The sequence below is a fragment of the Rhodanobacter denitrificans genome (assembly GCF_000230695.2).
GTDB classification, from domain to species: Bacteria; Pseudomonadota; Gammaproteobacteria; order Xanthomonadales; family Rhodanobacteraceae; genus Rhodanobacter; species Rhodanobacter denitrificans.
The window spans coordinates 2474344-2500292 of record NC_020541.1 but is presented as its reverse complement, the minus strand read 5'-3'; the positions used below and the strand labels follow the sequence as shown (position 1 = coordinate 2500292).

Annotated in this window: 34 protein-coding genes; 17 read left to right on the top strand and 17 right to left on the bottom strand. The window is 66.0% G+C overall.

Annotated features, from left to right (window positions below):
- Positions 1 to 99: 99 nt before the first annotated feature.
- The 4 genes from R2APBS1_RS11445 to R2APBS1_RS11430 all read left to right on the top strand — a co-directional run bounded on the left by R2APBS1_RS11445 (position 100) and on the right by R2APBS1_RS11430 (position 4470).
- Positions 100 to 909 (top strand): DNA adenine methylase, encoded by an 810-nt coding sequence (locus R2APBS1_RS11445; protein ID WP_196801990.1) that lies wholly within the window; start codon positions 100 to 102, stop codon positions 907 to 909.
- Between the two features lie 215 nt (positions 910 to 1124).
- A complete protein-coding gene (locus tag R2APBS1_RS11440; protein WP_157769743.1) occupies positions 1125 to 1670 on the top strand; it encodes a hypothetical protein in 546 nt (181 codons plus the stop codon).
- Between the two features lie 160 nt (positions 1671 to 1830).
- Positions 1831 to 3420 carry a TonB family protein gene (locus tag R2APBS1_RS11435; RefSeq protein WP_015448049.1) on the top strand — a complete coding sequence of 530 codons (1590 nt, stop codon included), beginning with the start codon at positions 1831 to 1833 and terminating at the stop codon, positions 3418 to 3420.
- Positions 3421 to 3522: 102 nt separating this feature from the next.
- The gene (locus R2APBS1_RS11430) at positions 3523 to 4470 is read left to right on the top strand and encodes an IS30 family transposase (RefSeq protein WP_007511068.1); all 948 of its coding nucleotides are present in this window, start codon (positions 3523 to 3525) and stop codon (positions 4468 to 4470) included.
- Positions 4471 to 4524: 54 nt separating this feature from the next.
- Here R2APBS1_RS11430 and R2APBS1_RS11425 read toward each other — a convergent pair whose 3' ends face one another.
- Entirely contained in the window at positions 4525 to 4884 is a 360-nt protein-coding gene (locus R2APBS1_RS11425) for a helix-turn-helix domain-containing protein (RefSeq protein WP_007511070.1), read from the bottom strand.
- Between the two features lie 264 nt (positions 4885 to 5148).
- Between R2APBS1_RS11425 and R2APBS1_RS11420 the strand changes: the two genes are divergently transcribed.
- The 4 genes from R2APBS1_RS11420 to R2APBS1_RS11405 all read left to right on the top strand — a co-directional run bounded on the left by R2APBS1_RS11420 (position 5149) and on the right by R2APBS1_RS11405 (position 7323).
- Complete coding sequence (locus tag R2APBS1_RS11420) at positions 5149 to 5832, top strand: XAC0095 family protein (protein WP_007511072.1); 684 nt, start codon at positions 5149 to 5151, stop codon at positions 5830 to 5832.
- Positions 5833 to 5862: 30 nt separating this feature from the next.
- The gene (gene arr, locus R2APBS1_RS11415; protein WP_007511074.1) at positions 5863 to 6156 is read left to right on the top strand and encodes an NAD(+)--rifampin ADP-ribosyltransferase; all 294 of its coding nucleotides are present in this window, start codon (positions 5863 to 5865) and stop codon (positions 6154 to 6156) included.
- A 201-nt stretch (positions 6157 to 6357) separates the two neighbouring features.
- Positions 6358 to 6711, top strand: coding sequence for a YciI family protein (locus R2APBS1_RS11410; protein ID WP_007511076.1), 354 nt, complete (start codon positions 6358 to 6360; stop codon positions 6709 to 6711).
- A gap of 30 nt (positions 6712 to 6741) precedes the next feature.
- Positions 6742 to 7323: a dihydrofolate reductase family protein gene (locus R2APBS1_RS11405; protein ID WP_007511078.1), complete on the top strand. Its 582-nt coding sequence runs from the start codon at positions 6742 to 6744 to the stop codon at positions 7321 to 7323.
- A 279-nt stretch (positions 7324 to 7602) separates the two neighbouring features.
- Here the strand turns inward: R2APBS1_RS11405 and R2APBS1_RS11400 are convergent, their stop codons facing one another.
- The 3 genes from R2APBS1_RS11400 to R2APBS1_RS11390 all read right to left on the bottom strand — a co-directional run bounded on the left by R2APBS1_RS11400 (position 7603) and on the right by R2APBS1_RS11390 (position 9938).
- Complete coding sequence (locus R2APBS1_RS11400) at positions 7603 to 8142, bottom strand: cytochrome b (protein WP_015448048.1); 540 nt, start codon at positions 8140 to 8142, stop codon at positions 7603 to 7605.
- A 22-nt stretch (positions 8143 to 8164) separates the two neighbouring features.
- A complete protein-coding gene (locus tag R2APBS1_RS11395; protein ID WP_015448047.1) occupies positions 8165 to 9205 on the bottom strand; it encodes a cytochrome-c peroxidase in 1041 nt (346 codons plus the stop codon).
- A gap of 235 nt (positions 9206 to 9440) precedes the next feature.
- Positions 9441 to 9938 carry a hypothetical protein gene (locus R2APBS1_RS11390; RefSeq protein ID WP_231378276.1) on the bottom strand — a complete coding sequence of 166 codons (498 nt, stop codon included), beginning with the start codon at positions 9936 to 9938 and terminating at the stop codon, positions 9441 to 9443.
- Positions 9939 to 10461: 523 nt separating this feature from the next.
- Here R2APBS1_RS11390 and R2APBS1_RS20135 point away from each other — a divergent pair.
- Together R2APBS1_RS20135 and R2APBS1_RS11385 are read left to right on the top strand one after the other, a co-directional pair.
- On the top strand, positions 10462 to 10833 hold the full coding sequence (locus R2APBS1_RS20135) for a hypothetical protein (RefSeq protein WP_157769742.1): 372 nt from the start codon (positions 10462 to 10464) through the stop codon (positions 10831 to 10833).
- A 60-nt stretch (positions 10834 to 10893) separates the two neighbouring features.
- Positions 10894 to 11430, top strand: a complete 537-nt coding sequence (locus tag R2APBS1_RS11385; RefSeq protein WP_007511087.1) for a GNAT family N-acetyltransferase — start codon at positions 10894 to 10896, stop codon at positions 11428 to 11430.
- Between the two features lie 47 nt (positions 11431 to 11477).
- On the opposite strand, the gene R2APBS1_RS11380 is transcribed toward R2APBS1_RS11385, so the two are convergent.
- The 6 genes from R2APBS1_RS11380 to R2APBS1_RS11355 all read right to left on the bottom strand — a co-directional run bounded on the left by R2APBS1_RS11380 (position 11478) and on the right by R2APBS1_RS11355 (position 16731).
- Complete coding sequence (locus tag R2APBS1_RS11380) at positions 11478 to 12866, bottom strand: chloride channel protein (RefSeq protein ID WP_015448044.1); 1389 nt, start codon at positions 12864 to 12866, stop codon at positions 11478 to 11480.
- A 137-nt stretch (positions 12867 to 13003) separates the two neighbouring features.
- Positions 13004 to 13648, bottom strand: a complete 645-nt coding sequence (locus R2APBS1_RS11375; RefSeq protein WP_007511091.1) for a glutathione S-transferase family protein — start codon at positions 13646 to 13648, stop codon at positions 13004 to 13006.
- Positions 13649 to 13732: 84 nt separating this feature from the next.
- Positions 13733 to 14212 carry a VOC family protein gene (locus R2APBS1_RS11370; protein ID WP_015448043.1) on the bottom strand — a complete coding sequence of 160 codons (480 nt, stop codon included), beginning with the start codon at positions 14210 to 14212 and terminating at the stop codon, positions 13733 to 13735.
- A 134-nt stretch (positions 14213 to 14346) separates the two neighbouring features.
- The gene (locus tag R2APBS1_RS11365; RefSeq protein ID WP_015448042.1) at positions 14347 to 15261 is read right to left on the bottom strand and encodes a hypothetical protein; all 915 of its coding nucleotides are present in this window, start codon (positions 15259 to 15261) and stop codon (positions 14347 to 14349) included.
- A 183-nt stretch (positions 15262 to 15444) separates the two neighbouring features.
- Positions 15445 to 16206 carry a metallophosphoesterase gene (locus R2APBS1_RS11360; RefSeq protein ID WP_015448041.1) on the bottom strand — a complete coding sequence of 254 codons (762 nt, stop codon included), beginning with the start codon at positions 16204 to 16206 and terminating at the stop codon, positions 15445 to 15447.
- 60 nt (positions 16207 to 16266) lie between these two features.
- Positions 16267 to 16731, bottom strand: coding sequence for a GFA family protein (locus tag R2APBS1_RS11355; protein ID WP_007511099.1), 465 nt, complete (start codon positions 16729 to 16731; stop codon positions 16267 to 16269).
- Positions 16732 to 16942: 211 nt separating this feature from the next.
- Between R2APBS1_RS11355 and R2APBS1_RS11350 the strand changes: the two genes are divergently transcribed.
- Positions 16943 to 17122: a hypothetical protein gene (locus tag R2APBS1_RS11350; RefSeq protein ID WP_015448040.1), complete on the top strand. Its 180-nt coding sequence runs from the start codon at positions 16943 to 16945 to the stop codon at positions 17120 to 17122.
- A complete protein-coding gene (locus R2APBS1_RS20630; RefSeq protein ID WP_015448039.1) occupies positions 17115 to 17240 on the top strand; it encodes a hypothetical protein in 126 nt (41 codons plus the stop codon). Before R2APBS1_RS11350 ends, R2APBS1_RS20630 begins: the two co-directional genes overlap by 8 nt.
- Positions 17241 to 17317: 77 nt before the next feature.
- On the opposite strand, the gene R2APBS1_RS11345 is transcribed toward R2APBS1_RS20630, so the two are convergent.
- A complete protein-coding gene (locus R2APBS1_RS11345) occupies positions 17318 to 17905 on the bottom strand; it encodes a hypothetical protein (RefSeq protein ID WP_015448038.1) in 588 nt (195 codons plus the stop codon).
- A 44-nt stretch (positions 17906 to 17949) separates the two neighbouring features.
- Between R2APBS1_RS11345 and R2APBS1_RS11340 the strand changes: the two genes are divergently transcribed.
- Both R2APBS1_RS11340 and R2APBS1_RS11335 read left to right on the top strand, forming a co-directional pair.
- Positions 17950 to 18372: a winged helix-turn-helix transcriptional regulator gene (locus R2APBS1_RS11340; protein WP_007511106.1), complete on the top strand. Its 423-nt coding sequence runs from the start codon at positions 17950 to 17952 to the stop codon at positions 18370 to 18372.
- A gap of 99 nt (positions 18373 to 18471) precedes the next feature.
- Positions 18472 to 18765, top strand: a complete 294-nt coding sequence (locus R2APBS1_RS11335; protein WP_007511108.1) for a hypothetical protein — start codon at positions 18472 to 18474, stop codon at positions 18763 to 18765.
- A gap of 12 nt (positions 18766 to 18777) precedes the next feature.
- Here the strand turns inward: R2APBS1_RS11335 and R2APBS1_RS11330 are convergent, their stop codons facing one another.
- The 3 genes from R2APBS1_RS11330 to R2APBS1_RS11320 form a co-directional block, all read right to left on the bottom strand.
- Positions 18778 to 19134, bottom strand: a complete 357-nt coding sequence (locus tag R2APBS1_RS11330) for a DUF1428 domain-containing protein (protein WP_015448037.1) — start codon at positions 19132 to 19134, stop codon at positions 18778 to 18780.
- 109 nt (positions 19135 to 19243) lie between these two features.
- The gene (locus R2APBS1_RS11325; protein ID WP_015448036.1) at positions 19244 to 19690 is read right to left on the bottom strand and encodes an SRPBCC family protein; all 447 of its coding nucleotides are present in this window, start codon (positions 19688 to 19690) and stop codon (positions 19244 to 19246) included.
- Between the two features lie 74 nt (positions 19691 to 19764).
- A complete protein-coding gene (locus R2APBS1_RS11320; RefSeq protein ID WP_015448035.1) occupies positions 19765 to 21570 on the bottom strand; it encodes a DUF885 domain-containing protein in 1806 nt (601 codons plus the stop codon).
- Positions 21571 to 21770: 200 nt separating this feature from the next.
- Here R2APBS1_RS11320 and R2APBS1_RS11315 point away from each other — a divergent pair, with 200 nt between their 5' ends.
- Positions 21771 to 21968 carry a hypothetical protein gene (locus R2APBS1_RS11315; protein ID WP_015448034.1) on the top strand — a complete coding sequence of 66 codons (198 nt, stop codon included), beginning with the start codon at positions 21771 to 21773 and terminating at the stop codon, positions 21966 to 21968.
- Between the two features lie 82 nt (positions 21969 to 22050).
- Positions 22051 to 22521 (top strand): YybH family protein, encoded by a 471-nt coding sequence (locus R2APBS1_RS11310; RefSeq protein ID WP_015448033.1) that lies wholly within the window; start codon positions 22051 to 22053, stop codon positions 22519 to 22521.
- Positions 22522 to 22528: 7 nt separating this feature from the next.
- Here the strand turns inward: R2APBS1_RS11310 and R2APBS1_RS11305 are convergent, their stop codons facing one another.
- From R2APBS1_RS11305 to R2APBS1_RS11295, 3 genes are all read right to left on the bottom strand, one after another.
- Positions 22529 to 22876 (bottom strand): ArsR/SmtB family transcription factor, encoded by a 348-nt coding sequence (locus tag R2APBS1_RS11305; protein ID WP_007511119.1) that lies wholly within the window; start codon positions 22874 to 22876, stop codon positions 22529 to 22531.
- Complete coding sequence (locus R2APBS1_RS11300; RefSeq protein WP_015448032.1) at positions 22866 to 23339, bottom strand: SRPBCC family protein; 474 nt, start codon at positions 23337 to 23339, stop codon at positions 22866 to 22868. Before R2APBS1_RS11300 ends, R2APBS1_RS11305 begins: the two co-directional genes overlap by 11 nt.
- 123 nt (positions 23340 to 23462) lie before the next feature.
- Positions 23463 to 24296: an NAD-dependent protein deacetylase gene (locus tag R2APBS1_RS11295; protein WP_015448031.1), complete on the bottom strand. Its 834-nt coding sequence runs from the start codon at positions 24294 to 24296 to the stop codon at positions 23463 to 23465.
- A 145-nt stretch (positions 24297 to 24441) separates the two neighbouring features.
- On the opposite strand from R2APBS1_RS11295, the gene R2APBS1_RS11290 reads away from it, so the two are divergent.
- Entirely contained in the window at positions 24442 to 25938 is a 1497-nt protein-coding gene (locus R2APBS1_RS11290) for an amidohydrolase family protein (protein ID WP_015448030.1), read from the top strand.
- The last annotated feature ends 11 nt before the right edge of the window (positions 25939 to 25949 follow it).

The following is a 25949-nucleotide window of genomic DNA, read 5'->3' as shown; positions in this document are numbered from 1 at the left end:
CCAATAGGCTCTCCCTAACTCGGTCTTTCTATCTTTATGTACTCAAACAAGCTTTACACACCATTGCGGTATCCGGGAGGCAAAGCCCGATTCGCCTCCTTGATCGAGCTCCTGATGCGTGACAACGGGCTTGATGGTGGGCACTACTTTGAGCCCTATGCCGGCGGGGCGGGTCTTGCACTCATCCTTTTGTTGGACAACGTGGTCGATGCAATCCACATCAATGACGTAGACCCAGCGGTTGCTGTCTTTTGGCGATCAGTCATACACCAGAACAAGAAACTCGTTTCTATGGTGGCAACTCAGCCTGTCAATATGGATGCTTGGCATCATTGGCGGTCGGTGATGTTAGGCATCACGCAAGCCAGCGAACTGGAACGTGGTTTCGCCACATTGTTCATGAATCGCACTAATCGCTCAGGAATCCTCAAGGGTGGAGTGATTGGCGGAAAAGCGCAGAGCGGCGCATACAAGTTGGACGCGCGGTTCATGCGAGATGATCTTTGCCAAAGGTTGACGCGCATCGGGGAGCAAGCAACACGTGTGCACGTATACGAAGAAGATGCGCATGCACTTCTACTGACTTGCCATCATTTCCTTCCTAGTAAGTCCCTGGTCTATCTAGATCCGCCCTACTACGTCAAAGGTGCAGGCTTGTATCGCAACTTCTACAAACACGAGGACCACGCAAGAATAGCTCGGCTTATGGCTAGCAACCGGTTCCGTAGGCCTTGGATAGTTTCCTACGACAACGTGAATGAAATTCAGGAAATGTATGCATTCTCCTCATCCTTCACTTACGGCTTGAACTATACGGCGCAGCGGCGCTACGTCGGAGATGAGGTCATGTTCTTCAGCGAGCGTTTGAAGACCATCAATCTGGACGAAGAACGCTCGCGAGCCGCCTAAAAAAAATCCGAAAAGGTGTCGAAAAGGTGTCAGGGACAATTTCGGGGCGGCAACAGGAGTCGTCAAATTGTCCCTGACACCGTTCTTCGGACACCGTTCTTCGATCCCTTGGAAGTCGACTCTGGCCCAGGTTTCAGCCCCTTTTTTGTTCCATCAAGTGGCTCTGTCCCTGCTCGATGCTCTTCCGGATAGGCCACTAGCCACAAGGACCTGACGTGAAACCAAGTTGGATGTGCGTGCTTCTGGCAATGACGACGGGACTGAGTGGCTGCATTCAAAATAGCCAGGCGCGACCCACGCTGCCCTACTTACAAGGTGATACGTTCATCGTTCTTGGAGTTTCCGAGCGGGTCAGATTGTCGGTGTTCAAGGGTGAGCTTGACGACTCGTCGTGGAATTGCACGGGGCTCATCAATGTCGCCAACGTGTGGTCGGAAAACAAGTTCATCGTACTCAAGTTGAAGCCGCGCGTTGGAACGGAGGACTATGGCATCGGCCAGATCCTGCCCGACGGTATCGGCGGCGAAAGCTTCGTGGTCACAAAAGGCGTCAGTGTTCCAGCCTTTCATGCGCACCCGGGCAGGGTCACCTTCGTCGGTTCGATCGGCATTTTTCAGCGAGACGGCCGCTTCGGCATCACCCGCGATCCGTCGATCACCGTTGACGATGCCCGGGCATATCTCTCCCGGGCGTACCCCAACCTTCCGAAAGACATCGATGTCGACTATCTCAAGATCGTGCCTGCCAATGGTGGCTGCTGAAGGACAAGAAGGCGAGCTGCCGATGAGGGACGGTAATTAAACTCGGATAATTGCTTCCGTCCCCTTTTTAGGAGTCCCCTTTTTAGGATGGCGACGCGTGCAGCTGATGAATGACGCGTGGTAGACATCTTTCAATGTGCAAGCGAGCAGGAGTATTTCGATGAAAGCAAAGGGACTGATCCTCGGTTGCATGTTGCTATGGATGGTCGGAGCCGCGCATGCCTCCGATCTGGTGGCAGGCGAAGCGGCGATCCGACGCGGCGACTACGCTGTCGCGCTCGTCGAATTGCGGCCGCTGGCGACCCAGGGAGTTGCTGCCGCGCAGGCTGATATTGGCTCGATGTACCAACAGGGATTGGGTGTAACAAAGGACGTCACTCAAGCCCGTCAGTGGTACTTCAAGGCTGCCACTCAAGGGTTTGGTCCGGCCCAGAGCCGCCTTGGGCATCTGTACATGGATGGTAAGGGCGGTGACCAGGACTACGCCAAGGCGTTCGAGTGGCTGGGCAAGGCCGCAGAGCAAGGGGACGTCGCTGCGCAGAGCAATCTGGGTATGCTGTATTTGAGAGGGTTGGGCACAGCACAAGATTTCGCCAAGGCTGCGGGTTGGTTTTTCGCATCAGCCACCGGCGGAAACGCCTATGCGCAAACCGACCTCGGGCTCATGTATGCCTCAGGACGCGGAGTGCCAAGGGACGTGGCGGTGGGTTATGCATTGCTCGTGCTCTCCGCACCCACCCTTGATGCCAGTAGCGGAGTCGCCGGCGGATCCGCCAGAAACCGCAAGGTGGTTGCCGGCTTGATGACGCCGACACAGCTCGAAGCAAGCAAGTTACTCGCCAGTCAGATGCGGGTCGAAGGGATACTGCCGACGTTGACCAAGCGCGGGATCGCGCTACCTCAAACCATGCTGGATCCGACCAGGCCGCGCGCCCCTCCCCCTCCTTCGGCAGGAATCCTGCCGGCAGGCATAGACCTGACCTATCAGCGCGCACACCCTGCGCAATATCCCAAGGAAGCGGTTGCCGCACGCCATCAAGGACGTGTTGTCGTATTGGCCCTCCTGAAGTCCAACGGCGAGGTCGAGGATGCGAAGGTTGAGAGCAGCAGCGGGTACCCTGAACTTGATGCCAGCGCTCTTGCCGCGGTGAGTAACTGGAAGTATGCGCCCTGTACCCGATATCGCCAGCCCGTAGCCTGTTACGTACGGGAACCGGTGAACTTTGCACTGACGGCCGGTTTGGCTGGGTTGGCAGTGAGTACGTCGGGTCAGCAAAGCGATGTTCCTTCTGGTGGCGAATCCAAGTGCAGACCAGAGATGACCGTAAAAGAGTGCGAGTTGACTCGGATGGCTGGGCTTTTGAAGCGGATGGATCAGGCCTCCGCGACGATAAGCAGGTCGCCCGGTGTGGCGGGAAATTCCCTCATGGACGGTTATGCATTGGCCATTCAAACAGCGGTGACAAAGAACTGGCTTTTACCCGATGGTTTGCCCAAGGCGACATGCAGGGTCAATGTTGTCCAGTTGCCGGGTGGCAAGGTCGAGAGTGCCACGGCGGACATAAGCTGCCCGTATGACGATCAGGGGCGACGTTCGGTCGTGAATGCCGTGTTGCGAACCGAAAACTTGCCGTACAAAGGGTTCGAAAGCGTCTTTCGGCGAAACATCGTACTTACATTTTTCCCGCCCGAGCCCGTAAGTACGGAACAAACACGAACGGAAAAAAGTGGCGCTATTGGAGGCAATTGACGACAAAGAGTGGCGAATTCAATTCTGAAGTGCACCACCCGATGCGGTAGAGCGGCTCAGGCGCGGTAGCCTGCACAGCTTCACCGCCAAGTGGAACTGCACATGAGCTACGCGCATCTGAGCCAAGACGAACGCTACCAGATTCAGCACCTTCACAACGGTGGCTTCTCGGCCGGCGAGATCGGTGCGCAGATGCAGCGCACGGCGACCACGATCAGCCGGGAGCTTCGGTGTAACGCAAGCGATGAAGGCAAGTATCAAGCACGACCCGCCCATTGCCAGAGCGCAACACGGCGGCGTGCTGCGAGCACGCTGGCGCGGATTCACCCGGATCAGTGGGTTGCTGTGGAGGCACGCCTGGTCGCTGAGCAGTGGAGTCCCGCGCAGATCGCCAACGAGGTATCCATCAGCCACGAACGCATCTATCAACACATCGCGGCCGATCGTCAGCGTGGCGGCAAGCTCTGGCGGCACCTGCGCTGCCGCAAGCAACGGCGCCGCCATCGTTGCGGCACACCGCGGCAGCGCTTCCGTGGACGGCGTATTGCTGAGCGACCGGCCATCGTGGAAAGCCGCAAACGGGTGGACGACTGGGAGGGCGACACCATCGTGGGCAAGGGGCTCTCGCGCGTGGTGACCCTGGTCGACCGCAAATCTGGCCTGCTGCGGATGCGTCGCGTACCCAACGGCGAGGCGGACACGGTCATGCGCGCCGTCGTCCACGCCCTGCATCCCTTACAGACTCGCGTGCACACCCTGACCTGGGACAACGGCAGTGAATTCGCCGAACACGCGGTGATCGATATCGCCCTCCACGCGAAGAGCTTTTTCGCCGACCCGTACTCCTCGTGGCAGCGCGGCAGCAACGAGAACACCAACGGATTGGTGCGGCAGTACCTGCCAAAGCGGTGCGATCTCGGTGCTTACACCGATGCCGACATCCAGGCGATTGAAGACAAGATCAACCGGCGGCCCCGAAAACGTTTAGGCTTCGGTACACCACAGCAAGTCTTCGATGCTTCCTTCAACCGTGGTGCACTTCGTAGTTGAATCCACCATTCTTCCCTATTCGTTGATTGTCCTCGACACTGTTTTGTCTCGTCTTCAGGAAAGGAACTTCACCAGCAACTGCCGCTTCGATTCGGGCAGCTTGCGGAATGCATCGAGCAGGTGGTTCTCGTTGTCGCTCAGGCGACGATAGAGGGCGCTGGCTTCACCCACGCCCGGCGCGATGGGGCCTCGTCCGGTGGCGAGCCATTCCAGGTTGACGTCGAAATCCTTGGCCAGTTCGATGATGCGTGGGAGCTCGGGCAGGGCGAGGCCGGTGAGCCACTTGCGGGCGGTCTCCCGCGATACCGCGTAGCGGGCGGCCAGGGCACTTGTCCTTCCGCGCCCAGGAACGAAATCGGTCCGGTCCAGCGCCTTGCGCAGGCGGTTCGCGAAGTGCTCGTAGGGTGCTGCCATTCCAATTCCTGGTTGTCGCATCGTCCCCGCGCTTGCGCGCGGCGAGGCTTGGCACGTGCGGTCCATTGTTGCGCACGCGCATTTGCGGATATGCCATTTATGGTTGTTGACATGGGCAATTTATAGTTGGATTATGGCCATGAATGGTGGGGGTGATAACGGGCGTCGGAATGCATTTGTTGAAGGAAGGGGCGTAGAGCCGACTCTGCCCCTGTTTCCCTGACTCCTGCTTCCGACGGCATTTCATGGAACGAGGAGGCGACCATGTCGACGTTCGATTCGGATGATCTGGGAACGACGGGCTATTTCCTGCCGGAGGACAGCCAACTGCGGCTGAAGCAGCTACGCGAGTACGTGGGGTTCCTGACCAACCTGGCGCGACCGCGCAGGCCGGACGAGGATCAGGAATGGTTCTCGGAGATTCGCCCGGGCGAGGTGGCGATCTGCATGGAGTTGCTGGAGGAGCAGATCGCTCAGGTGCTGGACGAACTCTCCTGGCCGGCCGAGCGTGGCGAACGGGTGGCTGCACCCAAGGCCGAGGAGGAAGCGGAAGCGGAAGCGGAGGCTTGCACGCAAGCTGCAGAACCGGATGCCGCCGAGCCGGTGACGGATGAGGCCGGCAACCGCTTCCTCTTCGGCGTCACCCTGGATCAGGTCGACGAGATCAACCTGCTGCTGAGCAGCCTGCGGGCCCTTGGCAATGTGGTGACCTGCAGCGATCACGCCGAGTTATCCGACGTCACGCTGTCGATCATGGGCGATGCCATCGTCCGCGACGTGGAGAAGCTGCGAGACATCAACAGAGACGTGAATGCGCAGGAGTTGGAGCCCTCGCACCGGACGAAACCCGGTGTGCGTGAAGAGTGGGCCACCTATCTTGCGCTGCCCGCGTGTTTGCCCATGGGCAGCGCGTCGCACGTCGTGCGGCAGCATCCAACCTGGCAGTAGCCGAGAGTCGCGGCGATCGCTTGCCAGATCGTGCTTTACGCCAGGGCGACACTGGACGTCGCCACCGGGGGCGCCGAGCTGGCCGTGGGGGCAGGGCGGGGGCGGATCGACATCGTGGAGCCCACCGGGCCGATCGAGGACGATCCCAACCTGACGGACAAGAAATTCCCCGGCAACATCACCCGATCGTATCGCTCCGGAAGTCCGTTCTGCGTCGTCGGCGAGGTGGCGGATTGGCAGGGTCATTCGCCCGGGCGGCTCAAGCAGATGCTCGATCGCATCGAAGAGCTCAGGCAACAGGGTGTCGAAGCCATCGAGGAATGAGCATGACGCGCGACCGGGGCGGGCCCTCACGCCCCGAGCTTTTTCGGCACCCCGAGCTTCGCCTTGTCCGCCGCCTGCTACCCGGCAAACGCCCGGGGTCGGAAACAACATCCCGATCGGTTGTCGAAATCGGTTGCGGCCGTTCGTCGCTGCAGTGAAGGCCGGTGACCAGTCAGCCTGCAGATCATCCGAGGAACAGACATGCCGCAATATCTGGTGGCGATCCACCACCCCGACAACTACGACCCGTCGCTTGAAGACGATGCGATGGTCCGCGACATCCAGGCGCTCAATGACGAGATGGCGGCTGCCGGTGCCTGGTTCTTCGCCGGCGGCCTGCAATCGGCGTCCCTCGCGAAATCGCTGCGCAAGCGGCCCGGCGGAGAGGTGGTGGTCACCGATGGACCGTACATCGAGGCCAAGGAATACATCGGCGGCTTCTGGATACTCGACGCAGCCAGCATGGATGAGGCCCTGGCGTGGGGCCGCAAAGCCGTCGTCGCTTGCCGCGCATCGGTCGAGGTGCGCGAATTCCTCGTCATGCCAACGGAATAGAAACGCCAACCCCGGAACACGGAGATTCCAATGAGAAAGCTCAAGATCATGGAACACATCTCGCTGGATGGCGTGATCCAGCACTCCGATGATGACGGCGATTTCCCCTATAGCGACTGGACCGCGCCCTATCGGACCCCTGCTGGTCGGGATGCGATCCTCGCCGCGTATGGCGCGAGCTTCGATCTGCTGCTTGGCCGTCTCACCTACGATATCTGGTCGGGCTTCTGGCCCAAGGCGCCGGGCAGTCCGATGGCGGACGCCCTCAATGCGGCGACGAAATATGTCGCTACCCATCGTCCGGAAAGTCTTGCATGGGGCCCGTTCGAGGGCTTTGGACCGGACCTCGTCGCGGGCGTTCGCCGCATCAAGTCGCAGGACGGCCCGAACCTTGTTCTCTCGGGCAGCTCCACGCTGACATCGACGCTGCTCGAACATGGGTTGGCGGATGAAGTCCTGCTGGTCGTCTATCCGGTCCTGCTGGGCAAGGGCAAGCGCTTTTTTGCAGAAGGAACCCCGCCACGCTCCTTCGAGCTCGTCAGCACGCAAGCATTTCCGTCCGGCATCATCCTCAGTACGTACAAGGTCGCCGGACCTTTGAAGGCCACCTAGTTCGCCCACTTCGCCCGAGCCGGCGCCCGCCACGCTCTGACGATCCGGCACGACACGCAACAGCGGCACCATGCGGCCCGGTGCATGAGGCAAACCACCTCATGTGCCGGGCCTTCCTGTTTCCGCGGCGCCGCCGAAACCCGGCGCGCCGGCGGTAGCGCCGCGGCGACCGAGCTTGCCGCACGGCCCGCCAGGGAAGCGGCACGGCCCATCGAGCGGGGCAAGGGGAAATTGCCGGCGAACTCCATGCAGCCAGTTCTTTGCCGAATCCGCCCCGGCTCAAAGCATCCGTCGCAACGTGTTGTCGCGAACCAGGAAGTGATGCCACAGCGCGGCGGCGATGTGGGCACCGATGACCCAATAGAACACCTCGCCGAGTGTCTCGTGGACCTCGGCGACGAATTCATGTGCCGCGTGGTCGGGGCCGACCAGCGCAGGGAGGCTCCAGCCCACCCACGGCAAGCTGACCGGCTGCCCGGCGTAGTTCACCTGCAAGATGCCGAGGATCGGCTGCACCAGCAGAAACGCATACAGCGCCAGGTGCAGGCCGTGTGCGGCGAAGGCGATGACGGTCTTCGGCGCCGGCACGATCGGCGGTACCGGGGTGGCGAGCCGCGCGAGGATCCGCGGCAGCAGAAGTGCCAGTACCGCCAGCCCGGCCAGGTAATGGCCCTGCAGCATCAGCGAGGGCGGGGAATTCCCTTCGGAGCCCTCGTCATCGACAAGGTCCACCAGCGCGTAGGCCAGCACGATGGCCAGCACGGTCAGCCAGTGTGCGTAGCGGACCACCCAGTGGTAGCGGCTCGATTTCACGACCATGCGGGCATCCTCTTCGTGCAGGTTACGGCTTGGGCCGCGGGGTGGTCGCCACGCTGGGCGGCAGGATCGGCAGCGCGACCTTCGGCTGGTCGCCGGTCAGAGCCCCGAGGAAAACCTCGATCTTGCCGACCTCCTCGTCGCTCAGCTTAGCGCCGAGCTGGCTGCTGCCCATGATCGCGACGGCCTGGCGAAGGTCCCACACCTTGCCCGTGTGGAAATAGGGCGCGGTCAGCGCGATGTTGCGCAGCGAGGGTACCCGGAACACGTATTCGTCGCTGACCGTCTTGGTCACCGCGAAGCGCCCCTTGTCCCCCGGCGGGAGAATGTCGGCACCGGGCCGCTCGACCACGCCGAACGGGGCGTACATGCCCCCGCCCACGTTGATGCCGTTGTGGCATGCCGCGCAGCCCTTGTTGATGAACAGCGCCAGGCCTTCCTGCTGGTTCGCGTCGAGTGCTTTCTCGTCGCCTTTGAGGTAGCGATCGAACGGCGCGTTCGGCGTGGTCAGGGTGGCCTCGAACAGGGCGATGGCCTTGCGCACGTTGTCGAACGTGATCGGATCGGGCACGGCCGGATAGGCCTTGGCGAACACGGCGGCGTAGCCGGGAATCCCCTTGAGCTGTTCGACGACATGTGCCTCGGTGGTGTCCATCTCGACCGGGTTGACCAGCGGACCGCCGGCCTGCTGTTCAAGGTCCTTGGCACGCCCATCCCAGAATTGGGCGACGTCGAACACCGCGTTGTAGACGGTCGGCGCGTTGCGACCGCCATGCTGCCAGCGATGACCCAGCGAAGTCTCCTGCAGGTCGACCCCGCCCATGCCGACCATGTGGCATGAATTGCAGCTGATGGCGTGGCTTTCGGACAGCCGGGGCTCGAAGTACAGCATCTTGCCGAGCTCCACCTTGGCCGGGGTCGCCGCATTGCCCGCCAATGGCGGCGCGTTGGCGGGTATCGGTTTGAACAGGCCCTGGGCCTGCTTCATCAATGCGGTTTGCGACCATGCCTGGCCTGTTGCCAGGGAGGCGAGAACCATCAGTGAAACCAGCTTGATCGACGGCATGTGCTGACCCTCCGCAGTTGGGTGTCAATCGAGATCATCAATGTCTGTGGCGTATCAAGGAAACCATGGAGATGCGGGGAACGCGGCGCGGAACGGACGCCCCGGCGATGTCGTCGGGGTCGTCGCCCCATCTGTCGTCCTGGTTCGACCGCAGTCGTCGGCCGCGGCTGTCGATGCCAGGGCGCGTGGGCCGGTGCAACCACCGGCGCCGGGCACGGTGCGAGACATCTTGCGGTCAGCGATTGCCGTCATCCTTCTGCTGTCGGGTCCGCTGCTCGGTGCTCTGCTTCTGCTCGACCTGCTTTTCCGTGCCCTGGTTTTGCTGTTGCTGCATAGTCTGTTGCTGCGTAGCTTGCCGCATGCCGGCACCCGGACCCATGCCCGCACCCTGCCCGGGCGGCATGTCGGGCAGCCTCATGCCACGTTCGGCAGCACGCTTCTGCATCTGCTCATGGTGCTGCTTTCGCAGCGCCTCGCGCTCCTGGGCCGTCTTCAGGCTGCGCATCTGGTCGCGATACGCCTTGCGCTCGGCCGGAGTCATCAGCTGGGAACCATAGATCTGGCTGCGATCCTTCTGCGTGGTTCGGTCCTGTGTGTGCAGCTGATCCCGCTGCATCATGCCGCCTGCCGGCTGTCCGACAGGTGCGGATTGGCCACCTCGCTGGCCGCCGCCGCTCTGGTAGGCAAATGCCGGCAGGGTGGCGAGCAGGCAAAACGCAGAGATACCGGACATGAAAACGTATCTGATTCGCATGGAAGTAGCCTCGCCTCGAGTTGCAAGGATGTCGCCGGGAGTGTGGCAACACCCGGATATTCGGTTCATCGGCATGGATGGCTGTTGACTGGGATCAACAAAAGCGATACCGAAAACGAAGGTCGGCATCCGACCTGCGGCCTGTCCGCACTTGCGGTACGCATGCACCGGCCCGCAACGAGTGTTGGCGATTTTCCTGAACGAAGCCGGCCGCGTCATTGAGGGGCGCGAAGTCATGAAAAGATGGTCACCGGTATCGCTGGCATGCGATCCGTGCCCGTGCGCTGGCCAAGACCCATGGCGGCCGTCAGCCACGCCCCGGCGATCCGGGAATCCGGTCCACTTCGTGCGCTGCCGCCGCCGTATGCGTCGTGCGTACCGCGCCAGGCGGTTATGCATGCATCATGGCGGCAGGTCAGGCGAAACAAGGGTCAGGTTCGGCTTCCCAACGAGTGGCGAGTTTGTCGTGGCCGCTACGTGGGGCGTTGGGGGAATGTCTGCCATGGCGATGGTTGCGCTTCGTGGAGGCGGCAACCCGGAGGTTGCGGTCAGCGTGAAGGACGGCGTCGGCGACGCCGAGGAACTGCGGCGCTACCACGGACCATGGTGGGTGGTGCGCGGGAAAGCGGGTCGAGGCCATTCCCATCGGGAAGGGCGTGCCGATTCTGCTGCGGCCGGCTCGGCCGACAGGACCTTGGTGCCCGTGGCCGGGAAGAGCCATGTTGCCGCCATCTGGTCGGTGGCGACGGCCGACGCCGGGGCGGCGTTTTTTTGCCCGGCACGTGCAGGGCAACCAGCGGAGCCAGCTCGACTTGGCCCGCCCGGTTCCGCCAGCGGCGCGGCAACGCCCGCTCCATTGATGCTGGTCAATTGACCGCAAGAGGCAACTGCTAGGCTGAAGCACCTGCTTGATTGCTTGATGACGGAGCATGTCATGGCACAGACCGACGCACCCCCGGGCAAGGGCTGGAACGAGAAGCTGCAGGACGGCACGACCGTGCAGATACGGTCGATCGGCGAGCAGGACGCCGAGCTCGAGCTTGAATTTCTCACCCATCTGTCGCCCGCGTTCCGCAGTTCGCGCTTTCTCGGCCTGGTCCGCGACCCGACGCCGGAGGTGGCGCGCGAGCTCACCTGTCTCGATCCGGCCTGCGCCGTGGGCTTCATCGCCCTGGTCTCGCAGCGGGGACGCGAGCATCAGATCGGCGCCGCGCAGTTTCATGTCAATGCCGCCGGCGACAGCTGCGATGCTTCGCTCACGGTGAGTGACGAATGGCGAAAGCGCGGTGTCGGTTCCTTCCTGATGCGCCACCTGATCGCCGCGGCAAGGGCACGCGGCATGCGGCACATGCGCGCCTATGCCCCGAGCCGATCCGGCGGCGGCGATCGCCTTGCGGCGAACATCGGATTCCAGCGCCGCCTGGATCCGCGGGATCCGGCCACGGTGATCTACGACCTGAGCCTGGAATAGAAAAAGCGATCAGAAAGGACGCGGCTGATTGCCTGTGGTCCGCGGTGTCATCGGTCACGTTCCCCTTTCGCCGCTCCCGGCCGCCCTGGGCCTTGCAGGGCGCGGCGGCGCTTGCTCCACCAGCGCAGCAAGCCGTACGACAGGCGGGTCTTCTCCTGGCCGACCGGCAGATCGGTGTGGGCGAAGATCCACGACGATTTGCTGAACGCGATCTGCTGGGCGGGGTAGACGCTGCGGTGGCCGATGATGAGATAGGCGGCGACGCAGGCGCCGGCCACGTACAGCGTCGAATCGGCGCCGAACAGCTCGATGCCCATCAGGATGGCGGCGATCGGCGCGTTGGATGCCGAGGCGACCACGGCCACCAGCCCCACCGCCGCGCCCAGCGCCGGTGCCAGCCCCAGCAGGTGCGCGAACGCGCCGCCCAGCACGGCGCCGATCACGAACTGCGGGGTCACGATGCCGCCATAGAAGCCCGAGCCCAGCGTGATCGCCACCAGCAGGGCTTTCCACAGGAAACCCAGGTACGGCATCGTCTCGCCGTGCAGGGCGCGTTCCATGATCGGCAGGCTCAGCCCGAGGTAATCGGACGGCACGACCATGACCAGCAGGGCCAGCACCACGCCACCCAGCAGCGGCACCAGCGGCGGCCACAGCACGTAGCGATCGCGCAGACGCCCGAACAGCCGCCTCGCCTGCTGCAACAGCTCGACGAACACCCACGCGGCCGCGCCGCACAGGATGCCGATCAGCACGGTTTTCAGGAACAGCAGCTCGGTGAAGTCGCTGATGAAGGCGATGTGGTAATGGGGGTAGGGCACGCCCAGGTATTTGCTGACCTGGAACGCGGTGACGCCGGCCACGATGCCGGGGAACAGGAAGTCGTGGCGGATGCGGCCGATCGCCAGCATCTCCACGCCGTAGATGGCGCCGGCGATCGGGGTGCCGAACACGCTGGCGAAGCCGGCGCTCACCCCGCACGCCAGCAGCCGTTTGCGCAGCTCGGGGTTCAGGTGCAGCACCCGGCCGATGCCGGCCGCCAGACTGGCGCCGATGTGCGAGCACGGCCCTTCCTTGCCGGCCGAGCCGCCGCAGCCCAGGGTGATCAGCGCGGCGACCGGCTTCACCCACAGGGTCCGGAACGGCATCCTGCCGCGTTGCTCGTTCACCGCAACGATCGGCGAATCACTGTAGCCGCTGCGGCTCAGCCGATAGCCGTAATGCAGCAACAGCCCGTTGGCGAAGCCACCCACGACCAGCAGGCTCATCTGCACCCCCAGCGGCACGGCGTAAACGTGGCCCTCGGTGGCGAACAGCAGGTGGAGAAAGACGCTGCAGCCCACGCCGACCACGGCGCCGGTCAGCATCGACAGCGCCAGCCACTGCACCACGGTCGCCAGCATCACGAGCGGTTCGGCAAGGCGTAGGCGTGGCATGGGCGTGGCACCGGACCGGGCGATGGCGGGGCTGCAAGTATAGAGAGGCGCCCCCGGCTTGATCAGAGGCGGGGCAGGCCGGGGCCGGACAATGCGGGGAAGCAGCGTCGATTTTTTCTAGTAGCCGAACGCAGGCCCTAGTTCTTCCCGGTGAACACCGCCAGCTGCGCGGCGAAGGCGCGTTGGTAGGCCGGCCGCGCTTCGCCGCGGGCGACGTAGGCGGCGAGCTTCGGGTAGCCGTCCAGCAGGCCCGAGGGCTTCAGCCGCTGCAGCGTGTGCACCATCATGAGATCGCCTGCGCTGAACCCGCCGTCGAGCCAGTCGGCCTCGTCCAGGCGAACGGCAAGCTCGCCCAGCCGGGTGCGGATGCGCTCCTTGATGAGCGGCAGGCGTTCGGTGGTCCATGGCTGGTCGGCTTCGGCAAACTTGGCGGTCTGCAGTTCGAGGATCGGCGGCTCCACCGTGTTGAGCGCGGCGAACATCCACATGATGGCGCGCGCCCGCGCATTCGCCTGGTCCGGCAGCAGGCCCGCATGGCGTTCGGCGATATGGAACACGATGGCACCGGACTCGAACAGCGCCAGCTCGCCTTCCTCGTAGGTGGGAATCTGCCCGAACGGGTGCAGCGCGCGGTGCGCGGGGTTCTTCATCGCCTCGAACGAGACGAGGCGAACCTCGTAAGGCTGACCCGTTTCTTCCAGCGCCCAGCGCACGCGCATGTCGCGCGCGAGGCCGCGGCCGCGATCGGGCGAGCTTTCAAAGGCGGTGATGGTGGGGACCATGGGCGGCTCCTGGTGGCTTGATGGGCAACGACGCCCGGCTGGCTTGTGCGCTCTCCCCGAGGGCGAGGCCGACCGCGGCCGTCGTCAGCCGCGCCGTGCCGCCTCGATCGCCGCGATGTCGATCTTCGTCATCTCCATCATGGCGTTGAACGCGCGCTTGGCGACGGCGGGGTCCGGGTCGGTGACCGCGGCGATCAGCGCGCGCGGGGTGATCTGCCACGACAGGCCCCACTTGTCCTTGCACCAGCCGCAGGCGCTGGCCTGGCCGCCGTGGTCGATGATCGCGTGCCACAGGCGGTCGGTTTCGGCCTGGTCGTCGGTGGCTACCTGGAACGAGAACGCATCGGTGTGCGGGACGCCGGGGCCGCCGTTCATGCCAAGGCAGGGGATGCCCATCACCGTGAACTCCACCATCAGCACATCGCCCTGCTGGCCCGCCGGATAGTCGCCCGGCGCGCGGTGGACGGCGCCCACGGCGCTGCCCGGAAACGTCCTGGCATAGAACGTGGCGGCGTCCACGGCGGTGCCGTCATACCAAAGGCAGATCGTGTTCTTGCTGAGCATGTCGTTTCTCCTGATGCGGGGCGGCGAGGTGCCCTTCATGCCTGCGACGAACGACGGGCGCGCCGATCGACACGGCACCGCAGGACCGGGGCGGGTTCCGGTGGTGCGAGGCGCGGGAAGGCCCCGCTGTCCGGTCAGTAGAACCGGATGCCCGACCGGAGCACGAGCTGGAAAAACAGCAGCAACGCCACGACGGCGGCGAACGGGTAGGCGAGCGGCCGGGCGGTTGCGGCACCGCTGGCCGCGACCCCGGGCAGGCGCCAGGCTGCCGCCTGGATCCAGGGTATGCCGGGCAGGATCACCAGCAACGGCACGAGGACCACCTCCAGCAGCTCGCGCGGGATGCGGAACGGGATGACCAGCGCGCTCGCGAGAAGGGCCGGCAGCGTCACGGCCCGGAACACGAATCGCGTGCGGGCGCCGGGGCTGGCGATGGCTGCCGGCGAATCCGCGATCGCGAGCGCAGGCTGGCGCAGCAGCAGGGCAACCAGCGGCATCAGGCCGAGCGCGAGCAGGCCCGCGCCGAGGCGGGCGCCGGCGTCGAGCTGCAGATAGCCCATCGCCATGCCGACGTCGCTGCCCGGGCTGAGCGCCCCGACGACGACCTGCGGCAGCGCCATGAAGCAGCCGCAATAGGCCATCCAGAACAGCACCAGCCGGGTGCTGTTCGACCATAGCCGCGGGCGCCGCAGCAGCCACAGGCAGAACAGGCCGACCGCCAGCGTCGCCAGCGCACCGGTGCCCTGGAACAGGGCGGCGAGCGGGTTCGTGCCTTCCCAGCTGTGGTTATTGTGGTACAGGGTCGGCTGCAGGCCAGGCGTGAGCGCCTTCGGCAGCACCAGGGCCAGTTCCTGCAGGAAGAACGTCAGGTTGAAGGCCAGCACGTAGAGCAGGGTCGAGGCTGCCGTGAGGCGCCAGCCCGGGGCGGGTGCCGCGGGTGCGGCATGTGGGGCGCGGGCGGAGATGAACCCGGCCAGCCCGAGCGCCAGCGGGCCGGCGACGATCGTCAGCGCGGCGGTGGCGAGTATCCAGGTCGGTCCGACAGCCATCTTCGCGCGTCTCCTCGAGGATCGGCAGGCATGGTGCCGACCCCTGTCCGCAGTGTCGATAGGCCGGAAGGCCAGGGGCGGTTGCCGGTCGGGTCCATGGTCACCCAAGGTAGGGCTGCGCGGCCGAGGCCCGGAAGAGGCGTTTGTCCGTCGCGAAAAACGGCGCCCCCCCGGGGCGCGTTTTTACGCGCCGGTCGCCACCTCGATGCACAGGCATGGATCGAACTGCGGGTTCTCGTTCACCCCGCCGGCACGGTAGCCGCGCGGGTTGCACACCACCCGGGTGCCGTTCGCCGTGTAGTCGAAACTGTCGTGGGTGTGGCCGTGGACCCACAACACGGCGCGGCCCATCAACGCGCTGCAGTCGGACACGAAGGCGGCGCTGACCGGCGAAGCGGCAAAGCGCGGGTGGACGCTGCGCGGGGTTGGCGCATGGTGGGTGATGACCACGGTCGACCCGGCGAACGGCTCTTCCAGCACGGCCGCAAGCCATGCGTACTGTTCGGCGAACAGCGCGGCGGCGGCGGCGGGGGTGAACACGCTGCCGTCGGCGTTGCGGATGGCGGCGAAGTCGCGCATGAACTGCGCCGACGCCGTCATCGCAAGGTCCTTGCCCCCGGCGCCGAACAGCTCGAAATCCGTCCATAGGGTAGTGCCCACGAAGCGCACGCCGCCGATCGTGCATGTGCTCTGGTCCAGCAGACCGATGCCGTACTCGCGAGCGCTGCGGGCCAGCGCCTGGCGCACTTGCGGGATCGCGCCGCCGTAGAACTCGTGGTTGCCGGGCACGTACAGCACCGGGCGCCCCAGCCCGGCCGCCCACTGCATCGCCTCGGCGGCGGGGCGCCGGATGTCGCCGGCGAGGATCGTCAGGTCCGCCGCCACTTCCGGCGACGGCATGCCGTGCGTGCTCAGGTGCAGGTCGGACAGGATATGCAGTCGCATGCGGTACTCCGTTCACGGCCATCGCGGCGCGCCCGGAGCCGGCTGGCTCGGGCGCATCGATCAGGCATCCGCGGTCTCGGCGGCGTAGGCCTCGACCAGCGGCTGGTAATCCTCCATCGCCGGGAAACCGGTGTAGCTGTGCTTCGCCGGGGTCGATGCCCAGGGCAGCCGGGCGTCGGTGCAGGTTTCGATGAACGGCACGAAGTCGGCGTGCGGGTCGAGCACCGAGGCGCGCAGGTTGACCAGCCAGTCGAGCCCGGCCGGGCGGGTCATCACCCACGACTTGCAGAACGCGCAGTACAGATGGCTGTGCTCGCCCTGCAGGCCGCCGCGGACCAGTTCGCCCTCGAGTACTTCCACGCCATCGGCCGGCATCGCCAGCGACAGCGAAAACGCGCTGCCGGTCATCTTCTGGCAGCCGTGGCAGTGGCAGGCCATGCTGAGCATGGCCGGCTTGGTGACGCGCAGGCGCACGCGGCCGCAGCGGCAGGTGCCGGTGGCGGGAAGCTGGCGCGGATAAGGCATGGGCGGGTTCCTCGCTTGGGAAAGGTGCCGGGCAATTCCGGTTTCGCGGACGGCTTATTTAGTCACACGGGCCGCGGCAGGTCACTTGTCGCCCTCCCCAGGCCCGGGAATACGATGCCGTCTCCCTGGCGGCGGGAGAGCGGCATGCCTCGATCGAGCGACGAGAAGCTGCGTGCCTGGGCGACGCGCTGTATCAGCTGAGGCACATCCGGTGATCGTGGATTCCACCGTCGGCCAGTTCTGCAGGGCCGGGCAGGACGACGGAAAGCCGTCGATCTTCGTCGGAAGCGACGGCGAATGGACGGCCGAACTCAGCCGGCTGCACAACGGCGCCACGCTCGAGAAGTACGTGGGGGGACGACCGCGCGAGCAGCCTCTGGGCCATGCTTGAAGAAGGCCCGGGCGACGACGCCATGAAGAAGGAGCCGTTGCGGCACTCCGGCCGGGTCAACAAGGACATCCACGAGGCCAGGGTGCTTTCGGGCCGCCGGGGCTGCACGCTGTTCTAGCCGTTCGGCCGCCGAAGGCGGAAACGGCGCCGGGTTCGTTTTTGGCGCCGGGAAACCTGGCCCTTCGCTTCGGCTCGCTACTTCATCCGCGTATCGGTGGCCACCCAGTTGACCTCCCAGGTCTTGCCGCCGTCGTCCGAGAAGGCCTGCTCGAAGCGGATCGTGTCGGCGTCGAGCGGCGTGATTACGAAGCGGACGAGAATGGCGCGCCCGTTGAAGTCTTCCTGGTCGTAGAACTCGCCGCGGCCGTCGACGAATTGACCGATCGTCGGCTGCCCCAGCGTTCCGCTGCTGCTGTTGGCGAAGTTCAGGCTCCATTGGCGCGAGCGCGGGTTGTAGAGCCGCAGGTTCAGACCCTCGAAATGGCCGCCCGGGCCATCGGCCGTCAGCTCGACCAGGTTGGCGCGGCCGTTCCACACCTTGCGTACGGTGGTGACGCCCTCGTACTCCGCCCATTCGCCGGACCCCGACAGCGGATGCGCCAGCCGTTTCAGGTGCGTGCGCCAGATGCCGATCTCGAAGTCGAAATCGTGCTGGCCGTCGCGCGGAATTTCCGCGCCAGCCCTGGTGGCCTGCGCCGCTTGTGCGCAGGCGGACGCAGCCGGCAGCAACGGCAGCCAGGCGATGGCCAGCCACGGCAGCAAGGCGCGGTAACGGCTCGGCATGGCATGCTCCAACGTGGTTCGATCGACTGAAGCTAGAGGCAGCCATGTCCAGCGACAAGAAGGCACGTCCAGGTGCGTATCCGCCGGCCACGGCCCACCCGCTGGCGGATTGCCCGCTGCACGCGGCCTTCGTCGCGGTCGGCGGCAAATGGAAGCTCACCATCCTGTATTGGCTGGCGCGCGAGCCCCATCACTTTTCCGCCCTGCTGCGCCGCGTCGCGCCGATCTCGCACAAGGTGTTGACCGAGCAGCTGCGCGAGCTCGAAAGCGATGGCCTGGTCGAGCGCCTGGTGGCCGGGCCGGTACCGGCGCCGGTGCAGTACCGCCTGAGCGATTACGGAGCAACGGTCTTGCCGCTGGTGGAGGAGGCGAGGGTCTGGGGGCTGGCGCACCTGCAGCGGACGCGCGGCCCGGCTGCGCTGCCGTCGACGGCGGCACTGGGTTGCGGCGACGCCCTGGGCCACTAGCGGGGCCAGCTTCTTCGCGGACGGCTTGGGTGGCCATCGTCACGCCGCCTTGGCCCGGGCGTGCCTAGGCTGATTTGCATCCCGCCACGAGATGCCGCCATGCCGACACTACGCCTGCGCCTGACCGGAAGCGACGATGACGTCCGGGCCGTGATGAATCTGTTGCAGAGCCTGGACGGCATCGAACGCGTGGAGGAGGTCGCGGACATGATGGATCGCATGGACGACGCGGATTCCAGCTCCGCCGGCCTGAGCGACACCCACGGACCCGACGCGCACGAGCTGGAGATCGAGGCGCCGAACGCCTCCACCGCGCGCAAGGTGCGCGAGGCGGTCGAGGCGCTGGCGTTCGAGCTGGACGCGCTGGTGGAGTTCGAGGAAGAAGAGGAGTGAGCGCGCCGCACGCTAGGCGGGCAGGCTGACCACCGGCGCGAAGCCGCCGAAGATCATGCGCTTGCCGTCGAACGGCATGTCGCCGGCGCCCGGCATGCGCGGGTCCTGCATGATCCGCTCCATGCCGGCGTCGCGGCTGGCCTTGTCGGGCCATTCGATCCAGGAGAACACCACCGATTCGCCCGGCTCGGCCTGCACGGCGCGGCGGAAGTCGGTGAGCTTGCCGTCGGGCACGTCGTCGCCCCAGCACTCCACCACCCGCGTGGCGCCGAACTCCAGGAACATGGCGTCGAAGTGGCGGGCATGCGCGATGAACTGCTCGCGGTTGGCGTCGGGCACGGCGATCACGAAACCATCGACATAGGACATGGCGGACTCCTGCGCAAACGGCGGCCGACGGGGCCGCCTTCTTTGCTGACGACGAACGGGCGCGTGCGGAATCGACACGGGTCGGCGTCGATTCCGCATGCGGCGCCGGTCAGCCCGGAATGTCCGGCTCCACCAGTTGCGCCAACAGCAGCAGCGATTCCTGCCAGCCCAGGTAGCACTGCTCGACCGGGATGACTGTGGGCACGCCTTCCTGCACCACCTGCACGTCGGTGCCGCAGGACACCGCGCGCAGGGTGACGGTGGTGGTCATCTCGCCGGGCAGGTTGGGGTCGTCGAAGCGGTCGCTGTAGCGGATGCGTTCGCTCGGCACCAGTTCGCGGTAGGTGCCGCCGAAGCCGTGTCCGTGGCCGCTGGAGAAGTGGGTGAAGGTCATCCGGTGCTGGCCGCCGACCCGTGCGTCCAGCTCGTGCACCTTGCAGGTGAAGCCGTGCGGCGGCAGCCACTTGGCGATCGCCTCGGCGTCGAGGAAGGCGCGGTAGATTCGCTCGGGCGGGGCGCGCAGCACGCGGTGGAGGCGAAGCGTGTTGGTGGTCATGGCGGTTTTCCGTGGCGGAGGAGGGGCTCTCTCCCTGACGAACGGGCGCGGCGGAAATCGACCGGCGTCTGGCCTTACCTGGACGTGGCCGCGGCCGTTTCCGCCGCGGCCGCCGCCGGCGCCGTCCACAGGCTGGCCGCCGGCTTGCCACCCAGCATCTGCGCGCGTACCAGCGGGATCGGCGGGCCGCCGTAGCCGAGGAACTGGTCGTGGAACGCCTTCAGCGCGTGCGGGCCCGGGTGCGCGGCGATCCAGTCCTGGCGCAGCTGCATGATCATCAGCTTGCCCAGCGTGTAGTTCAGGTAGGCCGGGTCGTAGGTGCCGCGGGCCGCCTGCTGGCGCGCGTTGCCCGGGTCCTGGAAGGCCTTGTCGCGGAACATCTGTTCGGACTGGGCGACGGTCATGCCGCCGGTGTGCAGGCCGATGGCGGAGAGGTAGCGCACGTCGCGCAGCAGGGCGTTGGTGAGCTGGCCGATGTGGACCTCCGGCGTGGCGCCGTCCAGGCCGGCGTCGAACATCATTTCCTCGGCGTAGTGCGCCCAGCCTTCGGCGAAGGCGTAGCCGACGAACAGCTGGCCAAATTTCCAGTGCGCGCGGTTGGCGTGCAGGAACTGCAGGAAGTGCCCCGGCCACACTTCGTGCGAAGACGTGAACAACAGGTCGGCCTTGCCCGGTATGTAGGCCTGCTGGTCGGCCTTGCTCCAGGCCGGATCCGGCGGGGCGATGTAGTAGACGGAAGGCAGGTTGTTCTCGTACGGGCCGGGGATCTCGATGTAGGCGAAGTTCCAGCGGTTGAACGGCGGCGCTTCCTCGACCTTGGCCTGTTCCGGGCCGGGGATGCTCACCAGGTCCTTCTCGACGATGAACTGGCGCAGGCCAGCGAGTTCCGCACGCGCGCCTTCCACGGCACCGCCGGCCGGCTTGTCCGCACCCTCTTTGGCGACGCACGCGCTCAGTGATTGGCCCGGCGCGAACTTGCCGCAGGCCGCCTTGAGCGCGTCGAGGTTGCGCTGCAGGTCCGCTTCGCCGATGGCCTTGAGCCGGTCCAGCGGCAGGTCGACCAGCTCGGTGGCGTGCAGCATTTTGGAGAACTTCGCCGCGCCCAGCGCGTAGTCCTGGGTGGCATGGGGTTGCTGCGCCTTCAGCCAGTCGGCGAGGTCCTGCGTGGCCTTGATCGCGGCGGCGTTGGACGCCTTGAAACGCGCCTGCAGCGCGTCGTCCTTGACCCCGGCGAAGATCGCCGGGACGTCGGTCTTGAAGAAGCTCGCGTACCCGCCAAAACTGTTCACGCCCAGCTCGATGTACGACGCTGGCAGTGGCACTTTGAAGTTTGCCTTGATCTGGGCGATCGCCTTGGGCAGCGCTTCCTGGTAGCTGACGAAGGCCGCCATCCGTTGCGGCAGCGGTGCGTAGGGGCGGGTCAGGTACATGCTGGGCGACAGATCGTCGGTATAGAAGGCCGGGTTGCCGTAGGGAAAGCCGGAGTCTTCCAGCCAGAACAGCTGGCCGTCGATCACCGCGAGCACGTAGTCGCGGTGGAAGCGGCCGCTCGCATCGAGCCGGTCGTCGGCGAACGCGGCGAACCGGGCGCGCTGCGCATGCAGCCAGTCGGTATCCGCCTTCAGCCCGGCCGGACTGTAGTCGGGCAGCTTGCCGTCGAACTCGTGCCTGCCGGCGCTGGCGGCAAAGGTGGGGTGGCGGCGGAACATGCCGTCGATGAAGTCGTTGACGGCGCGCTCCAGTGGGGCGTCGTCATTGACCGCCGCGATACTGGAGGAGGGAGCGCTGTGGGGCGGTGCGTTGGGCGCTTCCCGATGGCAACCGGCGGCGAACGCCACGGTCATTACGGCGCATAGCGTGGCGACGTGGATCGGGCGCATGCAGGCGGCTCCAGGGCAAGGTCTGTCGAGAGTAGGCAGACCGGTGGACAGGCGCAACCCGCCGCGCGCCGCTGCTGCCGATCGGGTCGGGCTGCAGTTTCTTCCGATCGCCGCAACGTGGTCGCCATGGCGATGGCCGCGGTACAGTCCGCAACGGAACCGTGGCATCGGAACGACCACCTTCAGGCAGGAGCATGCAGATGGCTTCGACGAAAGCAGGTGCGGGCAACGCGACAGGTTTTGCCCTCGACGAGGGAAGCGACGCCGGCCCCGCAAAGGGTTCGTACAAGCTCTGGATCGAAAAGCCGGTCGGCAAGTTCTGTCTCGGCTTCATGGTGTTCGTGGCTGCCGAGGTGCTGGTGCTGGGAACGCTGCACTGGATCTTCCACTTCATCTGATGGCGCGGCCGGCGCCGAGCCGGTTCTGCGCCGGGGCAGGCCGCCGCGCGCGTCGCCGGCGCGCATCGCAGGGGAGCACATCGTGGCAACAAGAATGTTCCTGGTCGGACTGCAGGTCCTGCTGGCGTTGGCGCTGGCGGGACCGGCAAGGGTGGCGGCGGCCACCGATGAAGGTGCCGCGATCCGCCAGGTGATGGCGCAGCAGGCGGCGGCGTGGAATCGCGGCGACGTGGAAGGCTACATGCGCGGCTACAAGGACGCGCCCGACACCACCTTCATCGGCAGCAGCGTGCGCAAGGGCTACCGCGCCATCCTCGACAGCTACCGCAGGCATTATGCGACGGCGCAGCAGATGGGCCGGCTCACCTTCTCCGAACTGGACGTGCGCCTGCTGCCGGGCGCCGGCGGCGAGTTGCGCTACGCCGTGGTGACCGGCCGTTTCCACCTCGACCGCGCGACGCACGGCGAGGTGGCGCAGGACGATGGCGTGTTCTCGTTGCTGTGGGAAAAGACCGCCGACGGCTGGAAGATCATCCTCGATCACACCAGCTGACCGGCGCTCACTTCTCCACGAAGGATTTCAGCCGCGCCAGCGCGTCGTCCCACTGGCTCGACACGAGGTCGATGTACTCGCGCAGTTCGCCGATCGGCTGCGGATCGAGCGTGTACAGGCTTTCGCGTCCGGTACGCTCGCTGCGCACGACGCGGGCGTCCTCGAGCACGCGCAGGTGCTTGCTGATCGCCTGCCGGGTCAGCGGCTGGCCGTCGCAGAGCTGGGTGATCGAGCGGCGCGAGCCGTCGCACAGCCGGGTCACCAGTGCCAGCCGCGTGGGGTCGCCAAGCGCGGCGAACACCGTGGCGGCCCGCGGCAGTCGCCGCGCCAGGCGCGAGCGTGCGCTAGCCGGCATGGCCGTCCGTCATCACGCTGTCTTCGACGTGCCGGCGGATGTTCTCCAGCTGGATGCTCCAGCCGTCGTCATTCATGCGGAACGCCTCGGCGCGGCGGCTGGCCGGGATGCGCTCGAAGCCCGACTCGACCAGGGTCAGCACGGTGTCCTCGCCGTGCGCTTCGAGGTGGAACTCGACCAGGGTCGGCGGTTCGGCGGAGTAATCCACGCCCGGCTCGATGGCGTAAGGATGCCAGCTGAAACTGAACAGCCGCTGCGGCTCCATCACCTGCACAACGGCGCGCCAGACGACGTGCTCGTAGCCCGGCCAGGTGATGTGGCCGATGGCCTCCCGGCCGGGCTCGAACGGCCCGGACAGGTCCACGCGGAACCATGCGCCGAACTCGCGGTAGTCGGTCAGCGCGCGCCACACGCGCGACACCGGCGCCCTCAGCTCGATGCGTTTCTCGATGCGATCGCTCATGCGCCACCTCCGGGTTGCATATGAGCTTGCGCCGGCACCGCATGAAATGCAACTTTACGGTTGCGCCAGGTGATCTTTGCTGCCAGCGCGCGGCAACGCGCGCTGCGACGGCGGAACGCCGCGCTAGGGCAGCGGCACGCTGGCCGCCGGCTCGTCCGCGTGCAGGAACGCCAGCGCTTCCTGGCAGGGCGCGTCGACCTTCAAGGTCAGCAGCGCGTCGGCGCGGGTACGCCCCAGCGTCACCGCGGCCACCGGCTTGCCGGCCTGCACCGCAGCCGCCACGAAGCGGTAGCCGGAATACACCATCAGCGAGGAACCCACCACCAGCACCGCATCGGCGGCCTGCCAGGCGCGCGTGGCGGTCTCCACGCGCTCGCGCGGCACCGCCTCGCCGAAGAACACCACGTCGGGCTTCACGATGCCGCCGCAGCGCGGGCAGGGCGGCACCTCGAACGACGCAAAGTCGAGACCTTCCAGCTCGGCGTCGCCGTCCGGCGCGTCGACGGCGTCGAGCCGGGTCCACGTTGGATTGCGCTCGACCAGCGCCTGCTGGAACGCGTGGCGGGCGCCTCGCCAGTCGCAGCTCATGCAGCGCACCTGGTCGAGGCGACCGTGCAGGTCGAGCACCCGTTCGCTGCCGGCACGCTGGTGCAGGCGGTCCACGTTCTGCGTCACCAGCAACTCGACCTGGCCGCGTCGCTCCAGCCTGGACAAGGCGCGGTGGGCGGCGTTCGGTTGCGCGCTGCCGAAGCGCCGCCAGCCAACCATGCTGCGTGCCCAGTAGCGCCGGCGTGTGGCCGGCTCGTGCATGAACGCGCCGTAGTTCACCGGCGGCGGACGCTTCCACTGGCCGTCGCGGTCGCGGTAGTCGGGAATGCCCGAGTCGGTGCTGCAGCCGGCGCCGGTCAGCACGAACAGGTGCGGATGGGCTTCGAGGAATCGCTGCAACGGAGTCATCGGCGGGATATGGGGGCGCGGTGGGCCGGAAAACAGAACGCGAGTAGACGGAACGACGTCGCGCCATTGTTACATCGCGGATTTCATCGGAGTAACTTGGCGCGCTCGCGGGCCGCTGCCCGTCCTGCCACTGGGGAATCCGATCATGCCCGTGCAAGCCCGCCGCCCCGCGCCCGTCCTGGCGCCGCCACACCCCCGCCGGAATGCCCTGCTGGCCGCTGCGCTGGCCGGGCTGTGCGCCGTTTCGTCCGCCTGGGCCCAGGCGCCACAGCTGTCGGCGCGGACGCTGCAGTACGTGAAATACGCGCAGCCGCTGATCGCGATCACTCACGTGCGGGTGATCGACGGCACCGGCACGCCGGCGCGGGAGAACCAGACGGTGCTGCTGCGCGACGGCCTCATCGTGGCGGTCGGCAGGCACGTGAAGCTGCCGAAGGACGCGACCGTGATCGACGCCAGCGGGCACACGCTGATCCCCGGCCTGGTCGGCATGCACGACCACATGTTCTATCCGGCGCCGAAGGTGAACCCGGAGGCGAAGGAGGCGATCTACCCCGAGCAGGCGTCGAGCTTTCCCAAGCTGTACCTGGCTGGCGGCGTCACCAGCATCCGCACCACCGGCAGCACCGAGCCGTATACCGACCTGGAGCTGAAGAAGGCGATCGACGCCGGACAGATCCCCGGGCCGAAGATGCACACCACCGGGCCGTACCTGGAGGGCAAGGGCAGCTTCACGCCGCAGATGCACGAGTTGGCGGATGCGGCCGATGCCACCGACACGGTCAACTACTGGATCGGCGAGGGTGCAACCTCGTTCAAGGCGTACATGCACATCACCCGCGCCGAGCTGGCGGCGGCGATCGCGGCGGCGCATGCGAAGCACATCCAGGTGACCGGCCACTTGTGCGCGATCGGTTTCACCGAGGCGGCCGAACTCGGCATCGACGACCTGGAGCACGGGTTGCCGGTGGACACCGAATTCATGGCGGGCAAGCAGCCTGACGTCTGCCCGGACACCAAGCTCGCGGTGGCCCAGCTGGCGACGATGAGCGTCGACGATCCGCGCATCCGGCAATTGATCAGGACCCTGGTGTCGAAGCACGTGGCGGTCACCTCGACCCTGCCGGTGTTCGAGACCTTCGTGCCCGGCCGCGCGCCGGTGGACCCGCGCGTGCTGGACGCAATGCTGCCGGAAACGCGGGTGGAGTACCTGGCCAGCCGCGAGCGCGTCGCCGGCATGCACGATTCGCCGTGGCCGAAGGTGTTCAAGCTGGAGCAGGACTTCGAGCGCACCTTCGTGCAGCAGGGCGGCATTCTGCTGGCCGGCCTGGACCCCACCGGCTATGGCGGCGTGATCGCCGGCTACGGCGACCAGCGCGAAGTGGAACTGTTGGTGGAAGCCGGCTTCACGCCGTTGCAGGCGATCCGGATCGCCACCCTCAACGGCGCGCGCTTCATGGGCGAGGACCAGCGCATCGGCTCGATCGAAGTGGGCAAGGCCGCCGACCTGGTGCTGCTCGACGGCAACCCGGCAACAAACATCAAGGACGTCGAGCACGTCGCGCTGGTGTTCAAGGACGGCGTGGGCTACGACCCGGCCAGACTGGTGAAGGCGGCGAACGGCACGGTGGGCCTGCGCTAGCGGAAGCATGG